This is a genomic window from Vibrio sp. 070316B (genome assembly GCF_013114115.1).
In the GTDB taxonomy this organism is placed as follows: Bacteria; Pseudomonadota; Gammaproteobacteria; order Enterobacterales; family Vibrionaceae; genus Vibrio; species Vibrio chagasii_B.
Genome location: NZ_VTYC01000008.1, coordinates 63,962 through 89,713 on the forward strand (window position 1 = coordinate 63,962; position 25,752 = coordinate 89,713).

At 44.5% G+C, this 25,752-nt stretch carries 17 protein-coding genes and 1 pseudogene; 9 read left to right on the forward strand and 9 right to left on the reverse strand.

Annotation, left to right across the window (positions count from 1 at the left end; translation table 11 throughout):
- Positions 1-12 precede the first annotated feature (12 nt).
- The 4 genes from F0251_RS08790 to F0251_RS08805 all read left to right on the forward strand — a co-directional run bounded on the left by F0251_RS08790 (position 13) and on the right by F0251_RS08805 (position 4,064).
- Complete coding sequence (locus tag F0251_RS08790) at positions 13-789, forward strand: SDR family NAD(P)-dependent oxidoreductase (RefSeq protein WP_171730811.1); 777 nt, start codon at positions 13-15, stop codon at positions 787-789.
- A gap of 158 nt (positions 790-947) precedes the next feature.
- Complete coding sequence (locus F0251_RS08795) at positions 948-1,670, forward strand: FadR/GntR family transcriptional regulator (RefSeq protein ID WP_171730812.1); 723 nt, start codon at positions 948-950, stop codon at positions 1,668-1,670.
- A 148-nt stretch (positions 1,671-1,818) separates the two neighbouring features.
- The gene (locus F0251_RS08800; protein ID WP_171730813.1) at positions 1,819-3,186 is read left to right on the forward strand and encodes an MATE family efflux transporter; all 1,368 of its coding nucleotides are present in this window, start codon (positions 1,819-1,821) and stop codon (positions 3,184-3,186) included.
- A 221-nt stretch (positions 3,187-3,407) separates the two neighbouring features.
- Positions 3,408-4,064 carry a nitroreductase family protein gene (locus tag F0251_RS08805; RefSeq protein ID WP_171730814.1) on the forward strand — a complete coding sequence of 219 codons (657 nt, stop codon included), beginning with the start codon at positions 3,408-3,410 and terminating at the stop codon, positions 4,062-4,064.
- Positions 4,065-4,147: 83 nt separating this feature from the next.
- On the opposite strand, the gene F0251_RS08810 is transcribed toward F0251_RS08805, so the two are convergent.
- From F0251_RS08810 to F0251_RS08835, 6 genes and pseudogenes are all read right to left on the reverse strand, one after another.
- Positions 4,148-5,161, reverse strand: coding sequence for a polysaccharide lyase family 7 protein (locus F0251_RS08810; protein WP_171730841.1), 1,014 nt, complete (start codon positions 5,159-5,161; stop codon positions 4,148-4,150).
- Positions 5,162-6,673: pseudogene (locus F0251_RS08815) on the reverse strand (methyl-accepting chemotaxis protein); the annotation flags it as partial.
- A gap of 1,134 nt (positions 6,674-7,807) precedes the next feature.
- Positions 7,808-8,689 (reverse strand): NAD(P)-dependent oxidoreductase, encoded by an 882-nt coding sequence (locus F0251_RS08820; RefSeq protein ID WP_105057251.1) that lies wholly within the window; start codon positions 8,687-8,689, stop codon positions 7,808-7,810.
- A gap of 539 nt (positions 8,690-9,228) precedes the next feature.
- Entirely contained in the window at positions 9,229-11,307 is a 2,079-nt protein-coding gene (locus F0251_RS08825; protein ID WP_171730815.1) for a DUF4962 domain-containing protein, read from the reverse strand.
- Positions 11,308-11,562: 255 nt separating this feature from the next.
- Positions 11,563-13,341, reverse strand: a complete 1,779-nt coding sequence (locus F0251_RS08830; protein ID WP_171730816.1) for a transporter — start codon at positions 13,339-13,341, stop codon at positions 11,563-11,565.
- A 732-nt stretch (positions 13,342-14,073) separates the two neighbouring features.
- Positions 14,074-14,793 carry a FadR/GntR family transcriptional regulator gene (locus tag F0251_RS08835; protein ID WP_171730817.1) on the reverse strand — a complete coding sequence of 240 codons (720 nt, stop codon included), beginning with the start codon at positions 14,791-14,793 and terminating at the stop codon, positions 14,074-14,076.
- Positions 14,794-15,059: 266 nt separating this feature from the next.
- On the opposite strand from F0251_RS08835, the gene phnD reads away from it, so the two are divergent.
- The 3 genes from phnD (at position 15,060) to phnE (ending at position 18,432) form a co-directional block, all read left to right on the forward strand.
- The gene (gene phnD / locus F0251_RS08840) at positions 15,060-16,016 is read left to right on the forward strand and encodes a phosphate/phosphite/phosphonate ABC transporter substrate-binding protein (protein WP_171730818.1); all 957 of its coding nucleotides are present in this window, start codon (positions 15,060-15,062) and stop codon (positions 16,014-16,016) included.
- 159 nt (positions 16,017-16,175) lie between these two features.
- The gene (phnC, locus tag F0251_RS24560; protein WP_171730819.1) at positions 16,176-17,591 is read left to right on the forward strand and encodes a phosphonate ABC transporter ATP-binding protein; all 1,416 of its coding nucleotides are present in this window, start codon (positions 16,176-16,178) and stop codon (positions 17,589-17,591) included.
- A gap of 10 nt (positions 17,592-17,601) precedes the next feature.
- A complete protein-coding gene (gene phnE, locus F0251_RS08850) occupies positions 17,602-18,432 on the forward strand; it encodes a phosphonate ABC transporter, permease protein PhnE (RefSeq protein WP_171730820.1) in 831 nt (276 codons plus the stop codon).
- A gap of 95 nt (positions 18,433-18,527) precedes the next feature.
- Here the strand turns inward: phnE and F0251_RS08855 are convergent, their stop codons facing one another.
- The 3 genes from F0251_RS08855 to F0251_RS08865 all read right to left on the reverse strand — a co-directional run bounded on the left by F0251_RS08855 (position 18,528) and on the right by F0251_RS08865 (position 24,063).
- Positions 18,528-19,328, reverse strand: a complete 801-nt coding sequence (locus F0251_RS08855) for a fumarylacetoacetate hydrolase family protein (protein ID WP_162884342.1) — start codon at positions 19,326-19,328, stop codon at positions 18,528-18,530.
- Positions 19,329-19,684: 356 nt separating this feature from the next.
- A complete protein-coding gene (locus F0251_RS08860; protein ID WP_171730821.1) occupies positions 19,685-21,853 on the reverse strand; it encodes a heparinase II/III family protein in 2,169 nt (722 codons plus the stop codon).
- 2 nt (positions 21,854-21,855) lie between these two features.
- The gene (locus F0251_RS08865) at positions 21,856-24,063 is read right to left on the reverse strand and encodes a heparinase II/III family protein (protein ID WP_171730822.1); all 2,208 of its coding nucleotides are present in this window, start codon (positions 24,061-24,063) and stop codon (positions 21,856-21,858) included.
- Positions 24,064-24,395: 332 nt separating this feature from the next.
- Here F0251_RS08865 and F0251_RS08870 point away from each other — a divergent pair, with 332 nt between their 5' ends.
- Together F0251_RS08870 and F0251_RS08875 are read left to right on the forward strand one after the other, a co-directional pair.
- Positions 24,396-24,731: a cupin domain-containing protein gene (locus F0251_RS08870; RefSeq protein WP_009846518.1), complete on the forward strand. Its 336-nt coding sequence runs from the start codon at positions 24,396-24,398 to the stop codon at positions 24,729-24,731.
- 34 nt (positions 24,732-24,765) lie between these two features.
- On the forward strand, positions 24,766-25,698 hold the full coding sequence (locus F0251_RS08875; RefSeq protein ID WP_105057255.1) for a sugar kinase: 933 nt from the start codon (positions 24,766-24,768) through the stop codon (positions 25,696-25,698).
- Positions 25,699-25,752 lie beyond the last annotated feature (54 nt).

Below are 25,752 nucleotides of genomic sequence, written 5' to 3' on the forward strand. Positions count from 1 at the left end.
TAGGCGACTCTGATGTTTAACGATTTAAAAGGCAAACGCATTCTAATTACTGGCTCTACTGCTGGTATGGGCTTAGCTACCGCACGTATTTTTGCAAAGTATGGTGCAAAGATTGGCATCAATAGTCGTGCTTTCAGCCCAAAAGTGGATGACGTACTAACAGAACTCACTGCACTGGGTGGCGATGTTGCGTTTTTCCCAGCAAATCTGATGGACACATCAGAGTGCGAAAGATTAGTAAAAGAGTTCACCGAGCATTTTGGTGGCATGGATGTCTTGATCAATAACGCAGGTGGCTTAGGCGGTCGTGCAAATCTAGAAAGTATCGATGACGAGTTTTATGAACGAGTTATGGATCTCAACGTTCGCTCTGCATTAATGACAACCAAGTTCTCTATCCCCCACTTACGTGCTTCTGCTGCTGAGTCGGGGCAAACATCGTGTGTTATCAGCACGGGGTCGATTGCGGCTCGTGAAGGTGGCGGTGTGGGTGCTGGCATCTATGCAGCTTCAAAAGCGTGGTTACACGACATTCACCGTAACTGGGTGAAAGAGTTTGCGAAAGACAATATCCGTTTCAACATTGTTTCTCCGGGTACTATCGATACTGCATTTCACGATGGTAAAAGCGACGAGCTGAAATCGAATATTGCTAGCAACATCCCAATGGGGCGCTTTGGCAATATCGAAGAAGTGGCACCGACTTTTGCTTTCTTTGCATCACACGCATGCAGCGGTTACATCACGGGGCAAATCCTAGATGTAAACGGTGGGCAAATTACGCCTTAGTGTAGGTAGGTAGCACAATAAGTTACACATTACATAGGTTCCAAAGACCGAGATAGATGAGGATAAACCTCACGCTATATTAGACGTATACACTGACACTAAAAGCCAGATTCGTCTGGCTTTTTTTGTTTTAAAAGATTCAATTTCAGGTGGTTTAAATGTCAATATTTACATTGGTGGAAGATTCAAGCCGCCGAATTCATGTTCAAGTGGCGAGACAAATTGCTCGTAAGATCTTATCTGGCGAGTTACAAGAGAATCAGAAGTTACCCAGTGAAATGGATCTATGTGATATCTTCGGAGTGAGTAGAACTGCCCTTCGCGAATCAACTAAGCTACTTTCAGCAAAAGGGTTGATTGAGTCAAAGCCCAAAGTAGGCACTCGTATCAAACCAAGAACGCAATGGCACTTCTTAGATCCGCAATTGCTGTATTGGATTCAAGACTTAGAAGACACCAAACCCTTCTTGTCTCAGTTCTTAGGCTTAAGAAAAGCGATTGACCCAGAAGCGTGTGCGCTAGCAGCAACCAACGCAACGGTAGAACAACGCAAAGAGCTTTCGATTCTGTTCCAAAAGATGACCATTGCGGCCAATAGCTTTGATTATGAAGAGTGGACAACCAACGATCACCTGTTTCACCAAACGATTTTCTTATCGACAGGTAATCAGTTCTACATCCCATTCGCGAACATTCTGTCGACAATCTTCAAGCAGTTCATCGACCATTCAGCCGAAGGCGGTCGCTTCTGTTTAGAAGAACACAAAGCGATATACGACGCGATTATGTCGGGTAACGCTCAGCAGGCTCGAATAGCCTCACAAGTGTTACTAGACGATGAAAACCAAAAGCTGTCTCGGGTTGAACTCGCCATCGCATAACCAAGATTTACCAAACTGACTCGTGTATTTCAATACACGAGTCAGTCACATTTTAGCGTCCAATTTTTTACCATCCATACCGTAGTGTTTCATCTTTAAACCTTGAAGTCGGGTCGTCTCAGAGAAAGCTTACGGTTATACACATAAGGTGTTGTTTGTGTCTTCGCAATCGTACGTAAGGAAAAACTTCTCTCTCGCCTGGCCCCTCGCCTTAAACGGTATCTTGATGCAGTCGATGTTGATGATCGACACGTTGCTGGTTTCTCCTCTTGGTGAAATCCCTTTAGCTGCAATGGGGATTGCGACGACTATCGTTGCCTTTGTACTGGGAATTCAAATGGCGCTGGCAAACGGTACTCAGTTAGTATTAAGCCGCGCAGTGGGCTCTGGCATCGCCGCGTCATTATCTAAAGCATTTTGGGCAGGGTTATTTATCAACCTTGGCGTAGCAACACTGTTTTGGCTTCTGCTGACCTTTTTTGAACAACCTCTAATCCAAGCATTAACAGACGACGCTTCCCTCCACTTAGAAATCAGCCGCTATCTAGACATCTCAAAATATCTAGTGATCTTCACAGCCTTAACACAAGTAATCATTGCCTTGTTTAATGGACTGGGCAGAACTAAAGTCCCATTCAAAGGTTACTTAATTGAACTGCCTATCAATGCTGTACTCTCATATGTGCTGATTCATGGTTTTTCTAATTTTGAAGGCATTGGTGTACAAGGTGCAGCACTAGGTAGTGTTATCGCCATTACGATTCGTCTTGTGTATTTGATTCTGTGTGTGCATTACGATTCGTCCGTATCTCTGAAACTGGATACTGAAAAGTCAGAGTTCATCACTAACATCCGTCGTCACTTCATTGAGATATTCCCGGTCGCAGCGAACGTAACTATGCTTTCGATTGGCGCGACGATCTATCAGTTGTTGTACTCACAACTCAACATTAACGCCTATGTAGCGATCACCTTGGTGATGCCGTGGATACGTGCCGGTACTCAATTCATTACGGCTTGGGCTCATTCTTCCGCAATTACGATCAGCCAGGCGATCGGTTCGAAGAAAATGGATGACCTAACCAAAAACGTTGATACCAGTATTGATGTTGCGGTGGGTATCTCTGTGGTTTGTGCGGTGATGTTTGCAGGTTTAAGTTTGGTGATTGGCGATATTTACCCAGATCTTGACGCCTCGACTTATCAAGCGCTGGCCGTTATTGCCCCACTCTACATTTTCTTGCCAATCGTTCGTGGTTACAACACCGTTCACGGACACGTATTAAGAGCACTAGGAAAAACGACCGCAGTCTTCAAAATCAACTTTACAGGTCAATGGGTCGTTTCAATCCCACTGTGTGCGTTGATCATCTTTGGTTTAGACGGCTCTATCTTTTGGGCATTTGCCATCCAACCATTCGAAGAGATAGTCAAAGCCTTCCCATTCCGTCATTTGGCGCGCAAGTCTCTTAAAGAGTTTGATGCAAACAAGGCCAATGAGTTGATGTATGACTAGTGATGGTATGTCGTTCGTACCCAACTAACTCTAAGGGTCAGAGTTATCTCTAAAAGATATCAAAGATCTGTCTAAGCTCTCTGAATACAACCTTGTCCTTTGGCAAGGTTGTACTACTTTCAAGGTAAGCATTTATTGGGCTATCGACCGCATCTTTTTTGAATCGTAAACACCCAATAATTCGGTTTCAGTTAATCGCTAAAAGAATGGGTGAACACACTATGCATGACATTATTCAAGACCTTCATCATCGCTACACGGTAAAGAAATACGATCCTAGTAAGCGCATTTCATCGGAAAAAATCGAGATCATCAAAGAAGCTATCCGCCTTTCCCCTTCTTCTATCAACTCACAGCCATGGAAATTCATTCTGATAGAGAGCGAAGAGGCAAAACAACGTTTCCACGATACGTTTGCTATCAAATTCCAATTCAACCAACACCATGCGATTGAATCCTCACACATCATTCTTTTCGCTTACGATCCGCACTACACCAAAGAGAAATACGCACATCGAGTGGATGTTGAAGTGGAATCGGGTCACTTACCAGCAGAGATGCACGACAACATGCTCAATGGTGGCTACGCATTTGCCGATCTCAATACCGACGAAGCAGGCTTTAACGGTAACTGGACTAAGGCACAGCTTTACCTAGCACTCGGTAATGCCCTACACGTTCTCGCGAGACTTGAGATAGGTTCGACGCCGATGGAAGGAGTCGATATGGATTTGATTGGACAAGAATTTAGCGAAGAGCTGGACGGGCATGTATGTGAAGTTGCATTGGCAATGGGGTACTTCCTTGAAGGCGAAGACTACAATCACGGTCTTCCTAAAGCTCGACTTCCGCTAGACGAAGTGTTCAAAGTTATTTAAATGCACATTTAAACAGCGAACACAAAAAAGGCCACTTAACGCTTAGTTAGTGGCCTTCATATTATCTATTTATCTATTCTCGACTACTTGCCGTTCAGCTTAAGTGCTGAGAAAGTCACGCTGTTGTAATCGCCGTTCTTTTTATCGACAACGAAATCGCCAGTGCCTGCACAACCCGGGCCCCAAACTGGATGAGAGTCGCTTACACTACATTGACCGTACGCACCCGCTTTATAGTAAAAGTCATCTTCCGCATAGCCTGTTGGCGAATCAAGTTCATCGATGCCCTTGCTCAAGTCGATTTCATACTTAACAGTATCGTGGCGAGCTGTTTCAAATGTTAGGTACATCATTGTACCCTTCACTTCCACTTTATAGCTGAACTCTTCACCTAGAGCAATCCCCGCTTCACCAGGCTCTGCTGGGTTTTCCCAAGTATTGCCCCAAACTGGGTAAGCAATATCAGCGCGGTTAGGATCTTTCTTCTCTAGGTTACGTTCATAGTTCCAAAAGACTGAGCCCATCTCTTGATCAGGAAACTTCTTATAGAAGATTTTTAGTGGTTCGTTACCGTGGCCGTAACCTGTTTTTGCTTTGATCAAAGCATCGTGTTTCTTCGCGTGTATCTGACCAACAACCACTGAGTGAGCTGGGTACCTTTCAGGGTGCTTAGCGTTAATCGCAACGTGATTCACTTTTAGCGTCGCTTCTAGCGTTCCACCAACCGCACTGTATTCACTCGCTGCTGGGTGGCTCGATAATGCCCACTGGTTTCCTTTGTCAGCCGTATCGATCGAGAAATCAGCACCGCGTGGCATCTGGCGTAATTCAGAGCGTGCGTTTTTCGAGTTCTTCGTGGTAATCGCTTGGTTTTGTACTTCAAAGACAAGATTACCGTCTTTATCAAGGTGGAAGAAATCGCTGTGTGAGTAGCTCATCATGGCTACCCCTTCGATTTCATCAACACGTCCATCTTCATTAATATCTGAAGGGATCGTTATTTTCCAATTACGCATATCAAACTTATCAGCGGGAACTGGATAAGACACACCGTTATTTGCAAACGACACAATAGGAACTGCTGATAGCAAAGCTATAATTTGAGTTCGGTTTGCTAGCGCACGGACTTCGTCAGCCACGACAGCAAAACCTCGACCATGCTCGCCTGCTCTCGCCGCCTCAATGGATGCATTCAGCGCAAGCAAGTTGGTTTGCTCAGCAATACCACCAATCACAGACACTATCGACTGAATGCTCTGTGTTTCATTGGCCATAGAACGAATATCATCCGACGTCGTACAAACTTGCTTCTCAAGATCACTGATGTACGTTTCGGTCACAGTGTTAATTTGCTTAGTCTCATCACTGGACACGGCCGCATCTTGCGCTGCTTCTGCCGCAAACTGTGAGTTCTTCTCGACTTCACTTGAAGCCTCGGACAATCCATTAATCGCAGAGACCACCTGAACCGTTTCATCGGTATGAACTTTCAGTACATCGCTGGTTTCCTTGCAGCCTTCTCGAATACTTAATACCTTGGTATCAAGATCTGAGTTCTTGAATTTCACGTCTTTAACCATCTCTTGCAAGCCAATGATGAACAAGTTGATGTCTTTGGCGATGTGTCCTAGGTCGTCATTACCTTTCTCTGCGAGCCTTTGGGTCAGGTCGCCATTACCTTGAGAAAGGTCGTGAACAATCTTACGCAATGACACGATTGGGCGGTAGAAACGATTCAGGAGTAAAATCATCAATATGACCGACCCCAACACACAGGCAATAATCAGCATTCGAGCATCCGACATCACACCATTCAGCTGATCGAGCGCAAGTTCAGGATCAATACTTGAAATCATGTACCACTCTTTCTGGCTGCCAATATCGACCTTCTTAGCCATCAAGATTCGCTGATTACCATCAATCACACCTTCAATGAATTGGTCCGGTCGTTCGATAGCTTCATTGAGTTTCATTAAGGCGTCAGCAGAAGATATATTGCTCTGTGGAAGCACGTTTTCTATTGTGGATGCAATTACCATCCCTCTCTCATCCACAATGATACCTTTGGCTTCGTAGATGCTATCTAGCTGTTTGAGCTGAGTTTCCAAATCATCAAATCGAATGTCTGCCATGATGACGCGATCTTGATAGGTGTAAGTCACACCAATCATAGGCACTTGAGTACTCTTAGTGAAAAACAGCTCACTAAAAGATAAACCTGATTTCAATTTCGCTTGTTGATACCAAGGACGAGTCGTTGGGTTGTATTTTTCTTTGATTCCAACACCGTTGGGGAAAGACTCTGAAGGACGAGAAGTGTAAGACCGACCATCATCAAAACCCACTACAATCTTGTCAATACCACCGAGTTTAGCGGCAAAATGCATCAGCGCTTCGTTTGGTACTTGGTATGGGGATTTCATGAACTCTTGTGCAACGGAATTGACCGTATCGATGGTGCGCTGGACGGTGCTTTCAATCTGATTAATTTCTATCGTTAACGAGTGATCAATCTCGTTATAAATCGTTTGGTTTACTTGATCAGTGGCCAGGCTAAGCGTAAACCAGTTCGTAAATGCCAAGGCACTGGAACTGACGATAGCGACCATCAAAATCAATTTTCCTTTAAACCCAAAAGACAGCTTAGAATCCTTAAAACTTATCATCCCTATCAACCTATACCTGTTATTCCCACCCAAACGAGACGGTCATTCCTTCTATTTTCAATGGTACGGTCAGCGAAACTCACCCATACCGCCCATAGTCACAATCACCAATTTAATTAATATTGTATGCTTAATTAGCTGGCATTTTCTGTGAGCGATCTTGATATATTAAAAGTAGTTAAAAACACCTTGTGACATAGTTATCATTTATGAATCTGGAATACACTCCGAGTATAGCCAAGCAAGGTGACACGAAAAAACGATCTAATTACAGATAGTTAACTTCCAACCTCACCAATATAGCGCTTCACTGAAATAACCTTGTCGACACGAACTCGTCGAATCAAAAACGAGCATCACCTCACATTTTCACTCTTTAACTATTCACTAAAGGCATTCAACCTCAAGATTCATTTGTAATACAATAACTCTTGATGTATGGTGTATTTGAATCATAACTTAAGTTCTTTCTGGATGCTTTTGTACAATTCGAAGTGGTAATTGAAGCGACTCGCTTTAAGGTCATTGAACACGCTTAATGTAGAAACTGTCGGGGGATCTCGTTAATCGTTATTCACTGGTATTGTTCATTTGTTTTTCCAGACGGCTAGTCCGAATACGCCCACATAGTCACCAGCTATGTGGGCTTTTTTTTATTTGTTGCTGATTACTCGGGTTTTAGTTATCGATCTAGGGCGCGAAGTGTCACCCATTATTGTCAGTTTTAGGTACTTGTTTGTGTAAAAATAGAGTGTCAGCTCCTGTCTAACAAAGCGCATCTACAACGATAGGTTTATGGTGGCGTAGAGCGTTGATATACATAATTAAAAGTCGAAACCGGTAAAGTTTGGATTGGATAGAACAACAAGAGTAAAAAAGTAGAACGAGAAAATTAATACTGATGACAGCTGGCTTTACGAGGGAGAGTGAAACCGTGGGAGCAAACTGGTATTAAGGATAAAACAGGGAGCGAGGATAAAACAGGATTATAGATAAGACTTGTTCAGATAAAAACGAACCTCGCTGAGGTATCGCCGCCTAAATGACAGGCAATACCCGAGCGAGGTCGTACGTCGATTACTTCTCTAGTTTAGCGAAGTAGTCGAAGATTACTGGTACGTCGTTGTTACCCATTCCTGCGTCAACAGCAGCTTGTAGGCTAGTTGCAGTACCTTGAGCAATTAGAGACTCAGTACCTAGCTCTTCACAAAGAGCAAGGAAGTAACCAAGATCTTTGTTAGCGTTAGCAACAGAGAAACCTAGCTTCTCTTCGCCGTCTACTGCGTAGAACTTACAGAATTGCATGAATGGTGAGTTAGATGGACCTGCAGACATGATGTCAAACAGTTGTTGGCCATCAACACCAGCGCGTTGAGCAACAGCGAAAGCTTGAGACATAGTCGCAACAGTCGTCATACCCATGAAGTTGTTTACAAGCTTAGTAACGTGACCAGAACCTAGAGCACCTAGGTGGAATACGTTTTCGCCTTGCTCTTCAAGAACAGGTTTAACTTTGTTGAAAGTTTCCATGTCGCCAGCAGCCATGATGTTCAGAAGACCATCTTTAGCGTGTGCAGGAGTACGGCCTAGAGGTGCGTCGATCATGCCCGCGCCTTTTTCAGCTAGAGCTGCGCCGATTTTCTTAGTAGAAGCAGGGATAGAAGTACCGAAGTCTACTAATACTGCGCCTTCTTTGATGCCAGCTAGAACGCCGTCGTCACCGTAAACGATTTTTTCAACAACAGCTGAAGTTGTAAGACAAAACTGAACGATGTCACTTGCAGCAGCTAGTTCTTTAGCAGAAGTGAATGCAGTTGCATTGCCGCGATCTGTAACGCGAGCAACAGCTTCAGCGCTTAGATCCATTACGTTTACGTGGTAGCCGCGCTTTTGTAGGTTTTCAACCATGTTGCCGCCCATAAGACCTAGGCCAATGAAACCGATTACAGGTTTAGTCATGTTCAAACTCCAAATATAGTATTGTATGATTATATGGTCATTATAATAACGACGTCTTTTCCGTTACGCAATAGTTTTAGGGTAATCCTTCAATGCTTAGACGCAAGTTGTGACGGGGATTCACTTTACGAGAAAATATGGTCACGCTTTGTACTTACAAGAGCGATATACCAATCAAAAAATAGCCTGTTGATGAAATAACGTACTCTAAATGTCATACGATTAATGAGAATAAGCCACTCCAATAACGATTATTAACCTGCCGTCCCTTTTTTCAGACAAGGTTAAGGCTGCCCACTGTCAGTAATTGACAAATTATTGGAAGACAGTCACTGCCCTAGCCTTGGTAAGGTTTACTGAACACGAGGTTTAAACCAAAGTTTTGTCGCCACTTACTAAGCCTGGCACTCTTGCTACTTAGCCTCTAACTAACCAACGCTACCTCTTCCCACCTTGTAGGCTACTGCCTGTTCTGTGCAAACAAAAAAACTCCGAGCTTTGGCCCGGAGTTTTTGGTATCTAGCTGCTAATTCAACGAATTACAGTTCAATTGAAACCGTTTCACCATCAACATTAAGCAGTAGCGTGTTGCCTTCAAGCTTGTGAGACACTTCAACTTGCTCACCTTCGTTCTTATTTGGAACAAGAAGCGTCAAGATGTTGTGCTCTTTAGAAGGCTTGAATTCCACTTCAACGTGACGGTGGATCTCAAGATCTTTGAACTCATATGGGTCTACTTCACCGAAACCTTCAACGTTCTTAACTGAAGTGATGTTATCAGCAGACTCATTGATGAAGTTCACGTCTAGGTGCGCTACTTCGCCACGGATAGTGAAAGACTTATCAGCCACTTCGTTTGCGAAAGTTGTGTGCATTAGCCAAGTCATGTCTTTCTCTTCAGAAAGCGTTGCCTTGTCTTGCATTACGAATACTTTACCTTGAACAAACCAGATCTTACGCTTGTAAGATTCGATTTCAGGAACGAAGTACTTGTAAGATGCCGTTGCGTCACCTTCAACCATCTTCACATCAGATTCTGTGTCGAAGTCAGAGATTGTACCGCCCGCTTCAATACAGAAACGATCTTGGTGGTTTTCGTAACCTGTGTTCTTGTTCTCGCCGTACTGACCTTTACCGCCAAATAGTGGCAGGTTTTTAGAGAACGTTTGACGACGCCATTTGGTGTGCATATCAACACCGAAACCACCGTAGTAGCCAGTGATTGACGCCAGCGTTTCACCGAATGCATGCAACGTGAATGCGTTTTGGTCACCGTGAGAGTGGCTGATTGAGCCAAACGGAGAACATTTGAATACCATGTGAATATGGTTATCACGTTCAGTCATCTTGTTGTGGAATGCAGCCCAACCAGTGATTGGGAATACTTTCAACAGAGGGTCGTTTGATGGTGCTTTCTCTTCTGGAGCATCCCATAGGAAGTTGAAGCGAAGATCATCGTAACCGAAGTCCCACCAGCCGAAGTTGTAGAACTTCGTATGAGCTTCAGTATCACGGCCTTTAAGCTGGTTGTAGTACCAAACGTACTCAGGTTTCTGGTTAACACCTGCGTAGTGCTTGATGTTGTAAGCCAGTTTTAGACCTGGGAAGTCACCAATTGAAGACTGGTCACAGAAGCTCGCACGTTTAGAGTGAACAGGCATGCAGTAAAGCGGAAAGTCACCTGTGTTTTCGTAGAATGTTTTATTGAACATGTCTACGCCACAGTATGCTTTCAATAGGTCGAATGCTTCACCTAGGAATGCAGTTTGCGTGTTCCAGTAGTCAGGACCTTCAGCCCAACCGCCGTCTTCACCGCCCCATGGTGGGTAGTGCACTGCGTAGTATTCTAATGCGTAGGCAATGTACTCGCCTGCTTTCGGGTGATCGTGATAAAGCGCGATACACGTTGGGATGATAGCAGAAGAGATAGAACGAACACCGTGGCTGTTTAGCGGGTTGTTCAGTAGATCAACCGTCACTTTCAGGTGGTGCATGATTTCGTCTAGACGCTCAATCAAAGCATCTTGAACTTGCTGACGCTCTTCGTCTGTGAAGTAAGCGTGTAGCCAGTCGTAACCCCAAGCCATTGCTGCGATAACACGGAACGCCGCTTCATCGTTGTAGCCACGAGAAGTCACACCTTCTGGATCGTACGTAGACAGTTTTAGAGTCCAAGCTTTCGCTTTTGCGATTAGCTCTTCGTCCTCTTTCACGATACCTGCAATTGCAAGGTTACGTGTCGCGTTCAGTGCCATTTGGCAATCAACGTACATTTGACGCCAGTAAGGACGCCACAAAGAAGCTTTGCCTACTGTTTCCGCAGGGTACGCTTGAGGCTCTTCAAAAGGTGCTGTCTCAAGGAACTTAACCGTAGAATTGTTGTAGAAATCATCAAACATGCAGTGAGCTTCATCAGCTTTCACTTTTGCTTTGAATTCTTCTAATTGATCAGCTTGAACAAGAAGACGTGGACGTGCTTCGCTCAAGTTGTCTAGGAATGATAGGTCGAAGTCACGTTTTTGTACTTCGATAGGGAGTAGGTCTACAAGATTACCTGCTGAAGTGTCATTCTCCAGCTTCATCTTCCTGATTGCATCAAGAGATTTTTGGTCGCTCATTCTAACTCACTTATATTCAAGTTGACTGAAAGGAATTAGCAACAATATACGTCTTATTGTAGGACAATTAAATCTGTTTCGATTCGATTGAACACTTTTTTACAGTTTTCGTGATTTAGGTCTGATGTTGTACTCCAGAGCAAGCGCTCCCTGTTATGCTGCTCGCCCCCAATCCATGCAGATGCTCCATCTTTGCAAAGCAAAAAAATGCGATGCCCTATCGAGCATCGCATTCTATTAAACATTTTCTACGTATTAGCTTTCAGTGACCGCTTTCGCTTGCTTGCCACCATCATCGACAGCTTTAACTAGCAGCATACCAACACCGCCAACTATCACACCACATAGGATGAAGACCAGACTTCCCCACATTGGGTTTGGAAGCATTGCCATCAGCATAATACCAACACCCGCTACTGCGATAAGTTTACCAAGCATCTCACGCTGTTTGTTGTCTAGTTTCTTCTGTTCCGCTGACTCAGCAACAAGTGGCGTTGCTAGGTTGCCGAAGAACTTATCAACGTCAGCCTGACGCTTCTCAGTTAATGGCTTGTAGAACAGAGTTGATAGGATGAAGAAACCACCTGTCAGAGTAATGTGCGCAACCAGACCGATAGCAACCTTAACATCAGACCATTCACGGCTTGTTAGTTCTTCCAGACCGAAGACTGACGACACCATTTCAGCATTAACAACGAAACCTACGTAATAAGAAACGAAACCACCGACAACTAGCGTACCCCAACCAGCCCAGTCCGGTGTCTTCTTAATAAAGAAGCCAAGGAACGCAGGAATTGTCATTGGGAAGCCGATAAGTGCGCCCACATACATCATTGTATCGAACAAGCTCAAACCTTTAAGCGAGTTAATGAACTGTGCGATAAGGATAATAGCGATACCAAACACGGCAGAAGTAATCTTAGAAACCGTTACAAGCTCTTTCTCTGTAGCGTTGCCTTTACGAACGATTGGTTCGTAGAAGTTCTTAACGAAAATACCTGAGTTACGGTTTAGACCAGAATCCATTGAAGACATTGTCGCGGCAAACATAGCAGCAACGAGAAGACCAACCATACCTGCTGGCATGTACTCTTGTACGAAGTATAGGTACGCAAAGTCACCCGCTTTCTTACCTGCTTCTGGGTAAGCTGCTGCTAGGTCGACACCTTGACCTGCAATGTACCAAGAAGGCATAAACCAGATGAATACACCACAAAGCATTAGCACACACGCCAGTAGCGCTGCTTTCTTCGCGTTCTTTGAGTCTTTAGCCGCAAGGTAACGGTAAGAGTTAAGCATGTTGTTAGTAATAGAGAACTGCTTAACGAAGATGAAGAATGCCCAAATACTGAAGATGCTTAGGTAGTTAATGTTGTTACCAGAAAGGAAAGAACCGCCTTCCGCTACTGGGAAGTTATTTACGATTTCACCAACACCGCCACCTTGAACAACAGCAACAACAGCACATGTCACGGTTACTGCCATGATGATAACCATCTGCATGAAGTCAGATGCGATTACCGCCCATGAACCACCTGTTACTGACATCGCCAATACAACCAAACCAGTAATCCAGATTGTGGCTGTCATGTCGAAGCCGAAGATACCAGAAGCGATGATTGCCAGTGCGTTTAGCCATACACCCGCAGAAACAACACTGTTCGGCATTGAAGACCAAGTGAATACTTGCTCGTTCGTCGTACCAAAACGCATACGAATAGCTTCGATTACAGTTACTACGCGTAGTTGACGGAATTTTGGAGCGAAGTATGCAAAGTTCATGAAGTAGCCAAATGCATTCGCTACGAAGATAACCGCGACGGCAAAACCATCGTTATACGCTTTACCAGCCGCACCGGTGAATGTCCATGCACTAAACTGGGTCATAAAGGCGGTTGCACCAACCATCCACCACAACATGTTACCGCCCCCGCGGAAGTAGTCACTGGTGGTACTTGTAAATGTTCTAAACATCCAACCTATCGCGATCAAGAATAGGAAATAAATGCCGACAATAATCGTGTTGAGTTCCATCGTGTATCCTTTGTCCGTTGTATTTTGTTACGAGGACTATAGGAAATCCCAAACTTTATTTGTAGTACAATAATCCAAATAAGTGATGGCGATCTTATTTTGATTGATTAAGTTAATTATATATATGACATAGGATGGAATATGGCCAATCCATTAAGGAAATTACTGGTGTTTGAGGTAAAAACTCAAAAAACCAAGACCAAAGAACATAATAACCATCAAAATCAAAGGCTTATAACAAAATGAGACTTTGCACACTTATTAACAAATACAACCAAACACATATAAATATAAAATTCTCAAAAATAATAAAAGCCAAACCAGAGCTGAACTCCCCCTCATTTATCACACAATAAACCAGTGTTTTTTATCTATTGAGAGTGGATAATTTCATTAGAATTCAACTTAAATTAATCCATATTGAAGCGGCATATCCTGTTCAAACGATGGCGGATTCAAAATATACAAAAATGAAAAATCATGGATGACGCATAATTATATGAGGGGAGTTCGAGTGTCTAAAAACGAATATCGAGCGTAATATTATTGTTATTTTGATGGTAAAGAGAACGACCGCTAGGCGTATACAAGAAGGAATTAACTTAAGAAGGAGCTAAAAGCGAGGATGAACCAAAACAGTGCCACACATGGTGCAACACGCTTTCTAAAAACAAAAAAGGCATGCACTTGGCATACCTTTTTGACTGGTTCAAATGAAGTTGAAAACCGTCTTTAGCTTGCAGTCGCCAAGCGGTGGTTAGCATCTTGCAAGTGAGCAGCTGACATTGTACGCGCTTTTTCACTGTCGCCAGCCATGATCGCTTCATAAATTCTGCGGTGTTCATTGATACATGTGCTGCCCTCTTCAGAAGAGTGCACGATGAAGTTCATGAACATGGTCGTCAGAATGTTGCCAAATGGCAGGTAGAAGTCGTTACCAGTTGCATTGAAGATCAAGCTGTGGAAACGAATGTCGATGTTTGTCCAGCTTTCTTGGTCAAATACTTCAGCAGCATCCACTTCTACCATCTTTTGAAAGATCTCTGAAAGCTCGATGCGTTGCTCAGCAGTTGCAAACCTTGCTGCCAATGCACATGCCTCTGGTTCAATCGCACGACGAAGGCCTAAGAACTGAGAACAGAATTGGTCTATGTCGGTTAGGCCGTCCATCCATTCAATCAGTTGAGGATCAAGAAAGTTCCAGTACGCACGGTCGACTACGCGAGTACCAATTTTTGGGCGCGACTCTAACAAGCCTTTAGAAGTCAAAAGCTTAACAGCTTCACGAAGCGCCGTTCGGCTGATACCAAATTGTTCACACAACGCCATTTCACCAGGAATAATAGAACCTTGAGGCAGATCGCCAGACAAGATCCCACGAGCTATCTCACGCGCTACTTGAACGTGCAGGCTGCGCTTCGAGCCCGAAATTGAATTAAAACAGCTAACCATAAGTTCACTTATTTTATATGTTATGTTTATGTATTATTTAAGGATCACTATAACAGTATTTCAACCTATCGCCAATTAAGTAAAATCTCAAACCCTAATAGCCTACTATTTTACTCAACTAATCAAACACTTAGAAAGCATCCAAATTCAGGCACTCAGAAACAATATGTTACACCACTCATAAATCCGTCATCAAAACGCATCGGTTCTGTCATCCTCGATTTCTATACTCCCTCCCCAACAAATCACTCAATTGGACTGAAATAATGAAACCGACAAAAACGAATCTTACGCTTAAAAGCGCTATTACTGCTGCGCTGATTTTTTCTGGTTCTGCATTAGCAATGGATACACGATACGAAGATCGTACTGGCAACTTGGTCGCGGATATTCCTCAAGACGAATCGCAATGGGTTGATCCAAACACGCTAATTTTTGCTTATACACCAGTTGAAGATCCAGCAGTATACGCTGATGTGTGGAGCGAGTTTTTGAGCCACCTTGAAAAAACAACGGAAAAGACGGTTCGTTTCTTTCCTGTTCAAAATAACGCAGCTCAAATCGAAGCTATGCGTTCAGGTCGTCTGCATATCGCAGGTTTCAACACAGGTTCTACACCACTAGCGGTTAACTGCGCAGGCTTTGCCCCATTCACCATGATGGCCGCGGAAGATGGCTCTTTCGGTTACGAAATGGAAATCATCACTCATCCGGGTTCTGGTATTGAAAACGTGGAAGATCTAAAAGGTAAAAATTTAGCGTTCACATCACAAACATCGAACTCTGGCTTTAAAGCACCTTCTGCCATTTTGGACGCGGAATACCAACTTCAACCTGACCGTGATTTCAAACCTGCATTCTCTGGTGCGCACGACAACTCTATATTAGGTGTGGCGCACAAAGACTACGATGCAGCAGCGGTAGCGAACTCAGTATTGAACCGCATGCTTTCACGCGAAGTGGTGAAAGAAGATCAAATCAAGAGCATCTACAAGTCTCAAACCTTCCCAACAACGGCTTACGGCACAGCGCATAACCTAACGCCAGAGCTGCAAGAGAAGATTCAAAAAGCCTTCTTCACTTTCGACTGGGAAGGCACAAAGCTTCAAGAAGAATTTGAGCGTAACGGCGAAGCGAAGTTTGTTCCAATCACTTACCAAGAGCATTGGGAAGTCATTCGCACTATCGATACAGCAAACAAAGTGTCTTACACCTGTAGCTAAACGACTCAAACGCTAAACCAGTACCACACAGATAAACCCGTAACACACACTAAAACTAGCTGCAGGTACATGTGCCTGCAGTTACTCACCACTTTCAGCGGTTTACTTCCCATTTCAGCCTCAGGCGAACGCTTAGTACACCGGTCTTATAGGAATACTATGTCTACTCTTACCCTAAAAGGGCTTACCAAGCACTACTCCAGTTCTGATAAAGCCTTGACCAACGTTAGCTTGTCGGTGAATGCCGGCGAAGTGGTTGGATTGATTGGCCCATCTGGTGCCGGAAAATCAACGCTTATTCGTTGTATTAACCGGCTCACCGAACCCACCAGCGGCGAAGTAATCTTTTCCAATACCAATCTAGAAACGCTTTCCAAGCGCCAACTAAGACAATCACGCCGCGAGATTGGGATGATCTTCCAAGAGTACGCGCTGATTGAACGTTTAACGGTAATGGAAAACGTGCTTTCAGGCCGTTTAGGGTATGTGAATTTCTGGCAAAGCTTCACTCGCCGCTTTCCAGAGTCGGATATCCAAGCAGCCTATGCCCTACTCGATCGTGTGGGGTTATTGGAACACGCAAATAAGAGAGCTGACGCTCTGTCGGGTGGTCAGCGTCAACGTGTTGGTATTGCCCGAGCACTCGCTCAGAAACCCAAGTTACTCTTGATTGACGAACCAACAGCGGCACTTGATCCACGTACGGCACGCCAAATCATGCGCTTGATTAGCGAAATTTGTTCTGAGCAACAACTTCCAGCCATCATTAATATTCACGATGTGCAGTTAGCCAAACAGTGGACAAAGCCACCTTTGATTTCAAGCCCATGGTTACGTTGGAGCTTGATCATCGTAGTCGCGGTTTACTTGTACCTAGCGACACAATCAGTTGATGTCAATTGGGCTCGTATCTACGAAGGTAGCGAGCGTGGTTTACAGTTCATTATGGCCTTCATGAACCCAGATTTCAGCGGACGCTGGGACAACATATATCAAGGCTTAATTGAAAGTCTGACCATGACACTTACCTCAACGGTCGCTGGTGTGATTCTTTCTATTCCATTTGGGCTTGGTGCAGCAAAGAACTTAGCACCAACGCCAATCTACCTATTTTGTCGTGGATTCATTTCTATAGCCCGAAGCTTACAAGAGATCATCGTCGCTATTTTATGTGTTGCGCTATTTGGCTTTGGCACCTTTGCTGGTTTTGTCACGCTAACCTTCGTGACCATAGGCTTTCTTGCAAAACTGTTTGCTGATGAAATCGAAGCCATTGACCCTGCGCCACTCACTGCAATGCGTGCGACTGACGCAAGCTGGCTACAACAAGTGAATTACGCCATTCAAGCACAAGTTATGCCGCGCTTTATTGGCCTTTCGATGTACCGACTTGACATCAACTTCCGTGAGTCTGCCGTGATTGGCATTGTTGGCGCAGGTGGTATTGGCGCAACATTGAATACAGCAATGGACCGCTACGAGTACAGCGCCGCAGTCGCTATCCTATTGATTATTATCGTGATCATGATGTTGTGTGAATATCTATCGACCATCATCCGTAAGCATGTGCAGTAAGGAACGACCAATGAGCACGCTAAATGACACACCTTCAATCGCCATGAATCATACCCAATGGCAGCGTTACGACAGTAAACAGAGTCTGATGCTTTGGATTGGCTGGCTTTGCTTTGTTGCTTTGACCGTTTTTGCATGGCAAGTCATGAACAAGGATACGATTTGGTACTTTGTGACTGACTCACCAAATCAACTTGCTGATATATCTTCACGTATGTGGCCGCCGAGATGGAGCTACTTAGATTCACTTTGGAGCCCGTTGTGGGACACCATTAACATCGCGACACTTGGCACATTGTTGGGGATCGTACTGGCGTTTCCGGTTGCGTTCTTAGCGGCACGTAACACGACACCAAGCATGACGTTTATCAGACCTATTGCGCTCTTTATCATCGCGGCAAGCCGTTCAATTAACTCTTTAATTTGGGCTCTTCTGTTAGTGGCGATCATCGGCCCAGGCTTGTTGGCGGGTATTATCGCGATTGCCCTACGCTCGATTGGTTTCGTGGCTAAGTTGATGTACGAAGCAATTGAAGAAGTGAACGCAACACAAATGTCAGCGATTCAATCGACGGGCGCATCTCCGCTGCAAGTGTTGAACTACGGCATTCTTCCTCAAGTGATGCCAAGCTTTATCGGCACGAGCTTGTTTCGTTGGGATATCAACATTCGGGAATCTACAGTATTAGGATTAGTAGGCGCAGGCGGTATCGGTTTGAAACTGCAAGAATCAATGGCGATGCTGGCATGGCCTCAAGTGACTGTGATTTTCTGTGCGATTCTCGTGACGGTTGTCTTCTCAGAATGGTTGGCTGCCAAAGCTCGAAAAGCCCTCATCTAAATAATAAAACAACGTCAAATTGACGGTTAGCTAAGATCAAAGCCTACTCACAGAGTAGGCTTTTGTTTGTTGAGGTGTTACGGACAAACTCACGCTTAGAAGCGCACTTCATTAACGACCGTCCCTACCCCTTCAATGGTAACACTCACTTTGTCTTTATCGGATAACGCAAACGTTCTGCCCGGTGTGCCCATAAAAATAAGATCGCCCGGCTTAAGGGTAAAATAGTGACTCAAGTAGCTAACCACTTTTCGAGGCTTGTGGATCATGAACGAGGTACTTTCTTGCTGCACAACCTCTCCGTTAACACGAGTGGTCAGTTGCACCTTGTTATAATCGATGCCACGAACAATCGTATTACCAATCGGCCCAAAGCCGTCGGATGCTTTCGCTCGTAACCATTGTAAATCCGTGCCTTGCCAGCTTCTTTCTGTAATATCGTTACCCACAGTGACACCAAAGATCGCTTGTTCGGCTTCTTCTTCATTGGCTCGGCTAAGCTCCTTACCAATCACGACCACCAGCTCTCCTTCAAAGTGGACGTTCTTCGCTTTAGGTGGCATTTGAATCACTTCGCCTGTCAGGATTAAAGAAGAAGGAAGTTTAAGAAACATAGGGGGCGGCGCATTGGCAGGTGATGCTAGGTGACTGGCGAAGTTCATCCCTACCGCAAACACCTTTTCAGGCTTGATAGGCAATAATACTTCGACAGACTCAAGAGGAATCGAGGTTTTTGCGACGGCATACTCACCGAAGATGTCACCGCTGATAGGTAACACATCGCCTTTATCTAACTTCCCATAACTGATTTTGTCTTGATATTGATAGCGTACGAATTCCTTGATGCTGTTCTTAACTACGGTTTCCGCATTGACATAAGCAGCGCTTGAAATCATCAATACCGCCATTAATCCTTTCATACTTGATTCCCTTGTCGATTAATCTCCAATCTAAACTCTAGTCCACTCTGGTTATCTTCGGCCTACTCTGGTTATCTTCGAGCCACTCTAATTCCCCACGGTCAATTCCAGTACGCGTGAAAGAGTGACTCTCAAATCACATACATAAAAAAACCGAGCAACTCGCAACGAGTTACTCGGTTTGACTTATTTCCGATATTCTTTGTCATCGACATTAGTTTCGTTCAGTTATTTAGATGCGAGCACCCTACCAACCGAACATGACGTGGCACTTCGTTCCCGCAAAGCACCACATCAGCACATACCGTCATTAAACGATATATGTTGATCATTTACAGTTGAGCAAATGATCCTTCCCACGAGTATGTCTCACCAGCAAACTCAACAGTGTGAGTTGCTTGCTGCGCGTCTTCAGCTTGGTTTGAAATACCGTAGTGGTAAGTGTTGCCAGATGTCGTTTGAATACGCACAACAGTCCCGACACTGTTATGACCAACAACAGACACCGATTTAACCAGACCACGAGCGCCTACAGAGGCTTCGATAGACTCGTTAAAGTAACCGTGTGTTTCCAATACAGAAGCAAACACATGGTTTTGACCAGACTGACGTAAGATGAACGCAGGCTCACTCTTAAGATTGAAGTCTGGATCGTTAGCACCAGTGCGAGCAAAGATAACTTCGCTGCCCACATTAGCGCTGGTTACTAGGCTGTAGTAGCTGCTGTCATGTAGCCAGCTTACTAGAGAACCTTCTTCGTTCACTTTGCCTGAAGCCACGTTCCATAGGTGTTGGTAACCGTTGTCTTCACCTAGTGGCTTAAGCGTTTTTTCCATGTTGTAATCGAAGTCAGTACGGATGATTTGACCAGAGTGGTGAACTGGTAAGTCGTACTGGTGCTCAGCGTCAGCTTCGATGCGGTAAACATCAATCACTAGCGGCTTTTCGAACTCAGGAAGATCTGCAAGAATCACGCTGCGCTGCATGTCTACGCCAGTGTAGTACTCAGAAATCGTGCCGCTCATACCTTGTAGAGACTGATCGTCTGCTACGAAGAAGTGCTTCTGACCAAACTTAGACTCAGCCAATGCTGTGTTGAAGTTGTTCTGGGTTTTCTGATCAACCGTTACTGTGTTGTGAGCAACCGTCTGCTTACAGTAAGACTTGTTCTCTGGAATGTAACGACCACCAAACTTAGGCTCAACGTTTACCCAGCGACCAAAGCCGTAATCGTGCAGCACTTCGTGGCCACGGTTGAATACGCTTAGATGCAGGCCGTCGTAGTGACCGTGGTCTAGCGCAGAGTGGTACTGGTGGTCGCTGCCGTGTTGACCAAACCAAATCAACGCCATGGTATCTGCGGTCTTAGGGTCGCCGTCTTTTTCGTCACGGTGACGAAGAATGCTTACGCCGCCTTTTTCACCTTCAGGGCCATCCGTTACAAACAGGCTACCCCAGTTGAATGCTTTGATGTCGTCTGCTGCATCAACCGCATCAGACAGTGTTTTACCAGAAGCATGAACCCAAACGTCTTGTTGGTGATCAGCCATACCAAGCAGAGTTTCAGTCTGCTCGTAACGGTGGTAACACACAGACGTCGCCATGATCACGCCTTCATCGTTGATAGAGATCGTCTTCGATGAATCGTTCAGAGCTGGCAATGTGCCGTCTGGGAAGGCTGTTTTGAATACAGAGTAAGAGGTTGTCTTGATCACTGAATCGTTAAATTGGTAAATACCGACCTCTGGTTGACGACGTTCAATCGCTTCTGCGAATAGGTAGATTGGACGCAGAGAGAAACGGTGGTAGTAAGGACCTTCCATGTAGTAGCCGTCTGGCGAGAACAGTTGATCAAGTTGCGCTAAGAAACCGCCGCTTACTTTGTCCAGTTTTAAGCCGTACAGTGCTTTGTCTACTGACTCTTGGTCGTTGATCGCGTAACCACAGATGCCAACCGCAGCCACAGCCCATAGACCGTGGTTGTGTACGATGTCGAAGTCATGACCGTAAGTCACGACGAATAGGTCGATCATTTGCTTAAACAAGTCGTTTTCGATCAGTGTTTTTTGATCTTCAGAAATCGTGTGGTAAACACAGCTATACGCACACGAAGCGTACAGCATCCACATGTTTTCATTCAATGTTTGGTGGAAGATCTTACCCGGTGGGTTAGTGTCACGGCTTGTGTTGCTCTCTAACGTTGGGTAAACCTTCGCGTACGCAGTTAGCATATCTACGATGTAATCACGGTACTTCGATTCCTCAGTGATAAGGAACAAACGACCCGCTAGATCCATGTGGATGTAGTTTTGCTTATGACGGTTATGTTCGTAACCGCCGCCTTCACCATGACCTGGTACTTCAATGCCAACTTCAGCCATGTAAGCGTCAGTTTGTTTAATGTCACGAGTCAGTGCGTTACCTAAAAGGCTATCCTTGCCAAGTTCTTTACGAAGCTCTGCTGCTTCATCAAAGTTAAGTAAAAGTGGTTGATAGCTCATTATTATTTCCCCTGCTCTGCAGTGCTAAGTTCTTCTGAATTTGTTTCTTGTAGAGTTGTCTCTACTGAGTAGAAGCCTGTCCAGCTGTATACTTTGCCGTTCAGTTCTACCTTGTGTTCTGTGCTGTCAGTCGCGCCAAGTTGGTTGCTGATCATCACTGTCACGTTTGATTTCTCTGTGCTGATTTCGATGACTGAACCCACATTTGTATGCGCGACAACCTTGATGTTTTTCACAACGCCGCGAGCATTGACTGATTGCTCGAACTCTTCGTTGAAGTAACCGTGCGTTTCTAGAACAGAAGCGAACAGTGTTGTTTCACCCTTGCTACGTAGAATGAAAGCAGGCTCTGAGCGTAGGTTGAAGCTTGGGTCATTCGCGCCAGTGCGAGTAAAGATAACTTCAGCATTGTCGTTAGACGTTGCACCTAACCATGTGTAGTAGGTGTTGTTTTGTAGCCAGCTCACAAGTGCCGTGCCATCCACATCACCGCTTGCTACGTTCCATAGGTGTTGGTAACCGAAGTCACTACCCAGCGTGTTCAACTCTTTGTTCGCTTGGTATTCAAAGTTAGTACGAACAATCTGACCGACATATTGGTGCGAGTAATCGTATTGGTGTTCGCCTTCGCCACCTTTCTCAGAATCTAAACGGTAAAGATCCAATAGTAGCGGAGATTCCAACTCTTCAAGATTTAGCATGAACACGCTGCGTTGCATGTCAAAACCTTGGTAGTGATCGTTAGCAAACGCACTCATCCCGTTGATTTGCTCGTCTTCTACTTTGAAGAAGTGTGGTAAGCCGTGTACGGCGTCTGCACGTTCAACATCAAAGTTGTTTTGGCATTTTTCATCAATCGTTACTGCATTGTGAGCAATCGTTTGACGAGCGTAAGATTTGTTTTCATCTAGGTAGCGGCCACCAAATTTTGGCTCCACGTTAACCCAACGACAGAAACCGTATTCACGTAACACTTCTTGACCGCGGTTGAAGAAAGAAATACCCAGCGTATCGAAGTTGCCGTGACCCATGCCGTGTTGACCGTAGTTCATCACTAACTGAGAAACGTCGCCTTTCTTATCCTGCATACGAATAAAGCCTTGTGCGCCGTTGTGGCCTTCAGGACCTTCGTTCAATTCAACACTTGGCCAGAAAGGCATGCCGATTTCTTGCTCAGCAGACGCCGCTTCATAAGCTTTAGATAGCTCAAGACCACATGGGTGCATCCAAACTGCGTCTTGAATCTTCGCCATACCAAGAATGTTTTGGTCAACGCCGTTTTCAGATGAGTAATGTTTGCTGTAAACGCTCACTGCCACCTGAACACCCATGTCTGTAATGCCCATTGTGCGAGATGCATCGTTCAGAGCTGGGAATTCACCGTTCGGGTACGCTGTCGCCAGCATCGCTTGTACCGTGTTACCAATCACACCACCTTTGTAGTTGTAGATATCCACTTCAGGCATATGACGGTGAATCACTTCCGCGAATACACAAGTTGGGCGAATCGCGTAACGGTGGTAGTAAGGACCTTCCATGTAGTAGCCAGAAGGTGCAAACAGTTGAGAGATTTGCGCTAAGAAACCGCCAGTGTCGTTACGGTCAATGCCGTAGACTGACATTTCAAGGTACTCACGCTTACCAAGAGCAAGACCACAGATACCTACAGCGGCTACAGCCCAAATACCATGATTGTGGATACGGTCAAAGTCATGTGCGTATTTCACTGTGAACATTTCTAGCATTGGTTCGAAGATACGAGACTCAATGTTGTCACGTTGCTCTTGTGTCAATGTTGAAGCAATACAAGAGTAAGCCAAGCTTGAGAACATTAACCAGCAGTGTTCGTTCAAGATTTGGTGGAACAAACGACCGGTAGGGTTAGTGTTTTTCTGTACGTGGAAATCAAACGTTAGGTATTTGTCTGCGTACTCTTCTAGTAATTCTGTAACAAAGTCAGCGTACTTTTGCTCTTTAGTGATCAAGAACATGCGACCAGCTAAATTCATGTACGTGTAGTTTTGCTTATGGCGGTTGTGTTCATAACCACCCGCTTCTCCATGACCAGGAACATCAATAGGTAAGCGCATGAACGCTTCTAGGTCTTTCGCGTTCGCTGCAATGGTTTTACCCATTAAGCTAGAACGGCCTACTTCAAGGTGAAGTTGCTCTATTTCAGCTTCAGTCAACAATACTGGTTTAGTCGTCATATTCTTTGCCACCCTCAATAAAGAGTTTATCTGCTTAAACTTTGATTAAATTTTCAAACTCCATATAAAGTAATACAATATGAACTTTAATTATAGCTATTCAGTGCGAAATGATGAGTAGAATCACATAAATCACTGTAAGTCATTGATGTAGATAGTGAATGGCGAATAACAGGCGTTTGTTAAGTTGTTGATTTATTTAGGCTATATAAAGTATCACTTGATCGTCATCACACAATTCTAGATATATTGTATTACAATTGAAGTCATTACCTTATGATGAACACAGTTAAGTAACACTTAAAAGATTTAAACAGATTAGGAGATACACAATGAACTCTTTCTTTATTCTAGATGAAAACCCATGGGAAGAACTTGGCGGCGGCATTAAGCGTAAAATCGTTGCTTACACTGACGATCTTATGGCTGTTCATCTATGTTTTGATAAAGGCGCGATTGGCCACCCTCATACTCATGAGATTCACGACCAAATCGGTTACGTAGTTCGTGGTAGTTTCGAAGCTGAAATCGAAGGCGAAAAGAAAGTGCTTAAAGAAGGCGATGCTTACTTTGCTCGTAAACACATGATGCACGGTGCGGTTGCTCTAGAGCAAGACAGCATCCTTCTTGATATCTTCAACCCTGCGCGTGAAGATTTCCTAAAATAATGAATAGCGCAACCTCAGTTGCTAAGGTAAGCATATGAAATCATTAAACATCGCGGTCATTGGCGAGTGCATGGTTGAGCTACAAAAGAAACAAGACGGGCTTAAGCAAAGTTTTGGTGGCGATACACTAAATACAGCACTTTACCTGTCACGCTTAACTAAAGAGCAAGATATCAACACCAGCTATGTTACGGCATTAGGCACTGACCCATTCAGTACTGACATGTTAGAAAAGTGGCAATCAGAAGGTATCGATACTAGTTTAATTGCTCGACTTGATCACAAACAGCCAGGGCTTTATTACATCGAAACCGATGAAACTGGTGAACGTAGCTTCCATTACTGGCGTAGTGATGCTGCTGCAAAATTCATGTTTGACCAAGAAGACACTCCAGCTCTGCTTGATAAGCTATTCTCTTTTGATGCGGTTTACCTAAGTGGTATTACGCTAGCTATCCTGACAGAGCATGGACGTACACAGCTATTCACCTTCTTAGACAAATTTAAAGCGCAAGGCGGCCAAGTATTCTTCGACAATAACTACCGTCCAAAGCTTTGGGAAAGCCAACAAGAAGCGATTTCTTGGTACTTAAAAATGCTTAAGTACACAGATACAGCACTGCTTACGTTCGATGATGAGCAAGAGTTGTACGGCGACGAAAGCATTGAACAGTGCATTGCACGTACGTCTGAGTCTGGTGTGAAAGAGATCATCATTAAGCGCGGTGCAAAAGACTGTTTAGTTGTTGAAAGCCAGGGCGCTCAATACGTTGCACCAAACCCAGTAGACAACATCGTTGACACGACAGCGGCTGGAGACTCGTTCAGCGCAGGTTTCCTTGCTAAACGCTTGAGCGGTGGCAATGCTCGTGATGCAGCGTTTGCTGGTCATATTGTGGCAGGAACCGTAATTCAGCATCCAGGTGCGATTATTCCGCTAGAAGCGACGCCTGATCTGTCTCTATAATTAGATACTTTATATATTAATCAAGGGCTTGCTTTTTTAAGCAAGCCCACAATT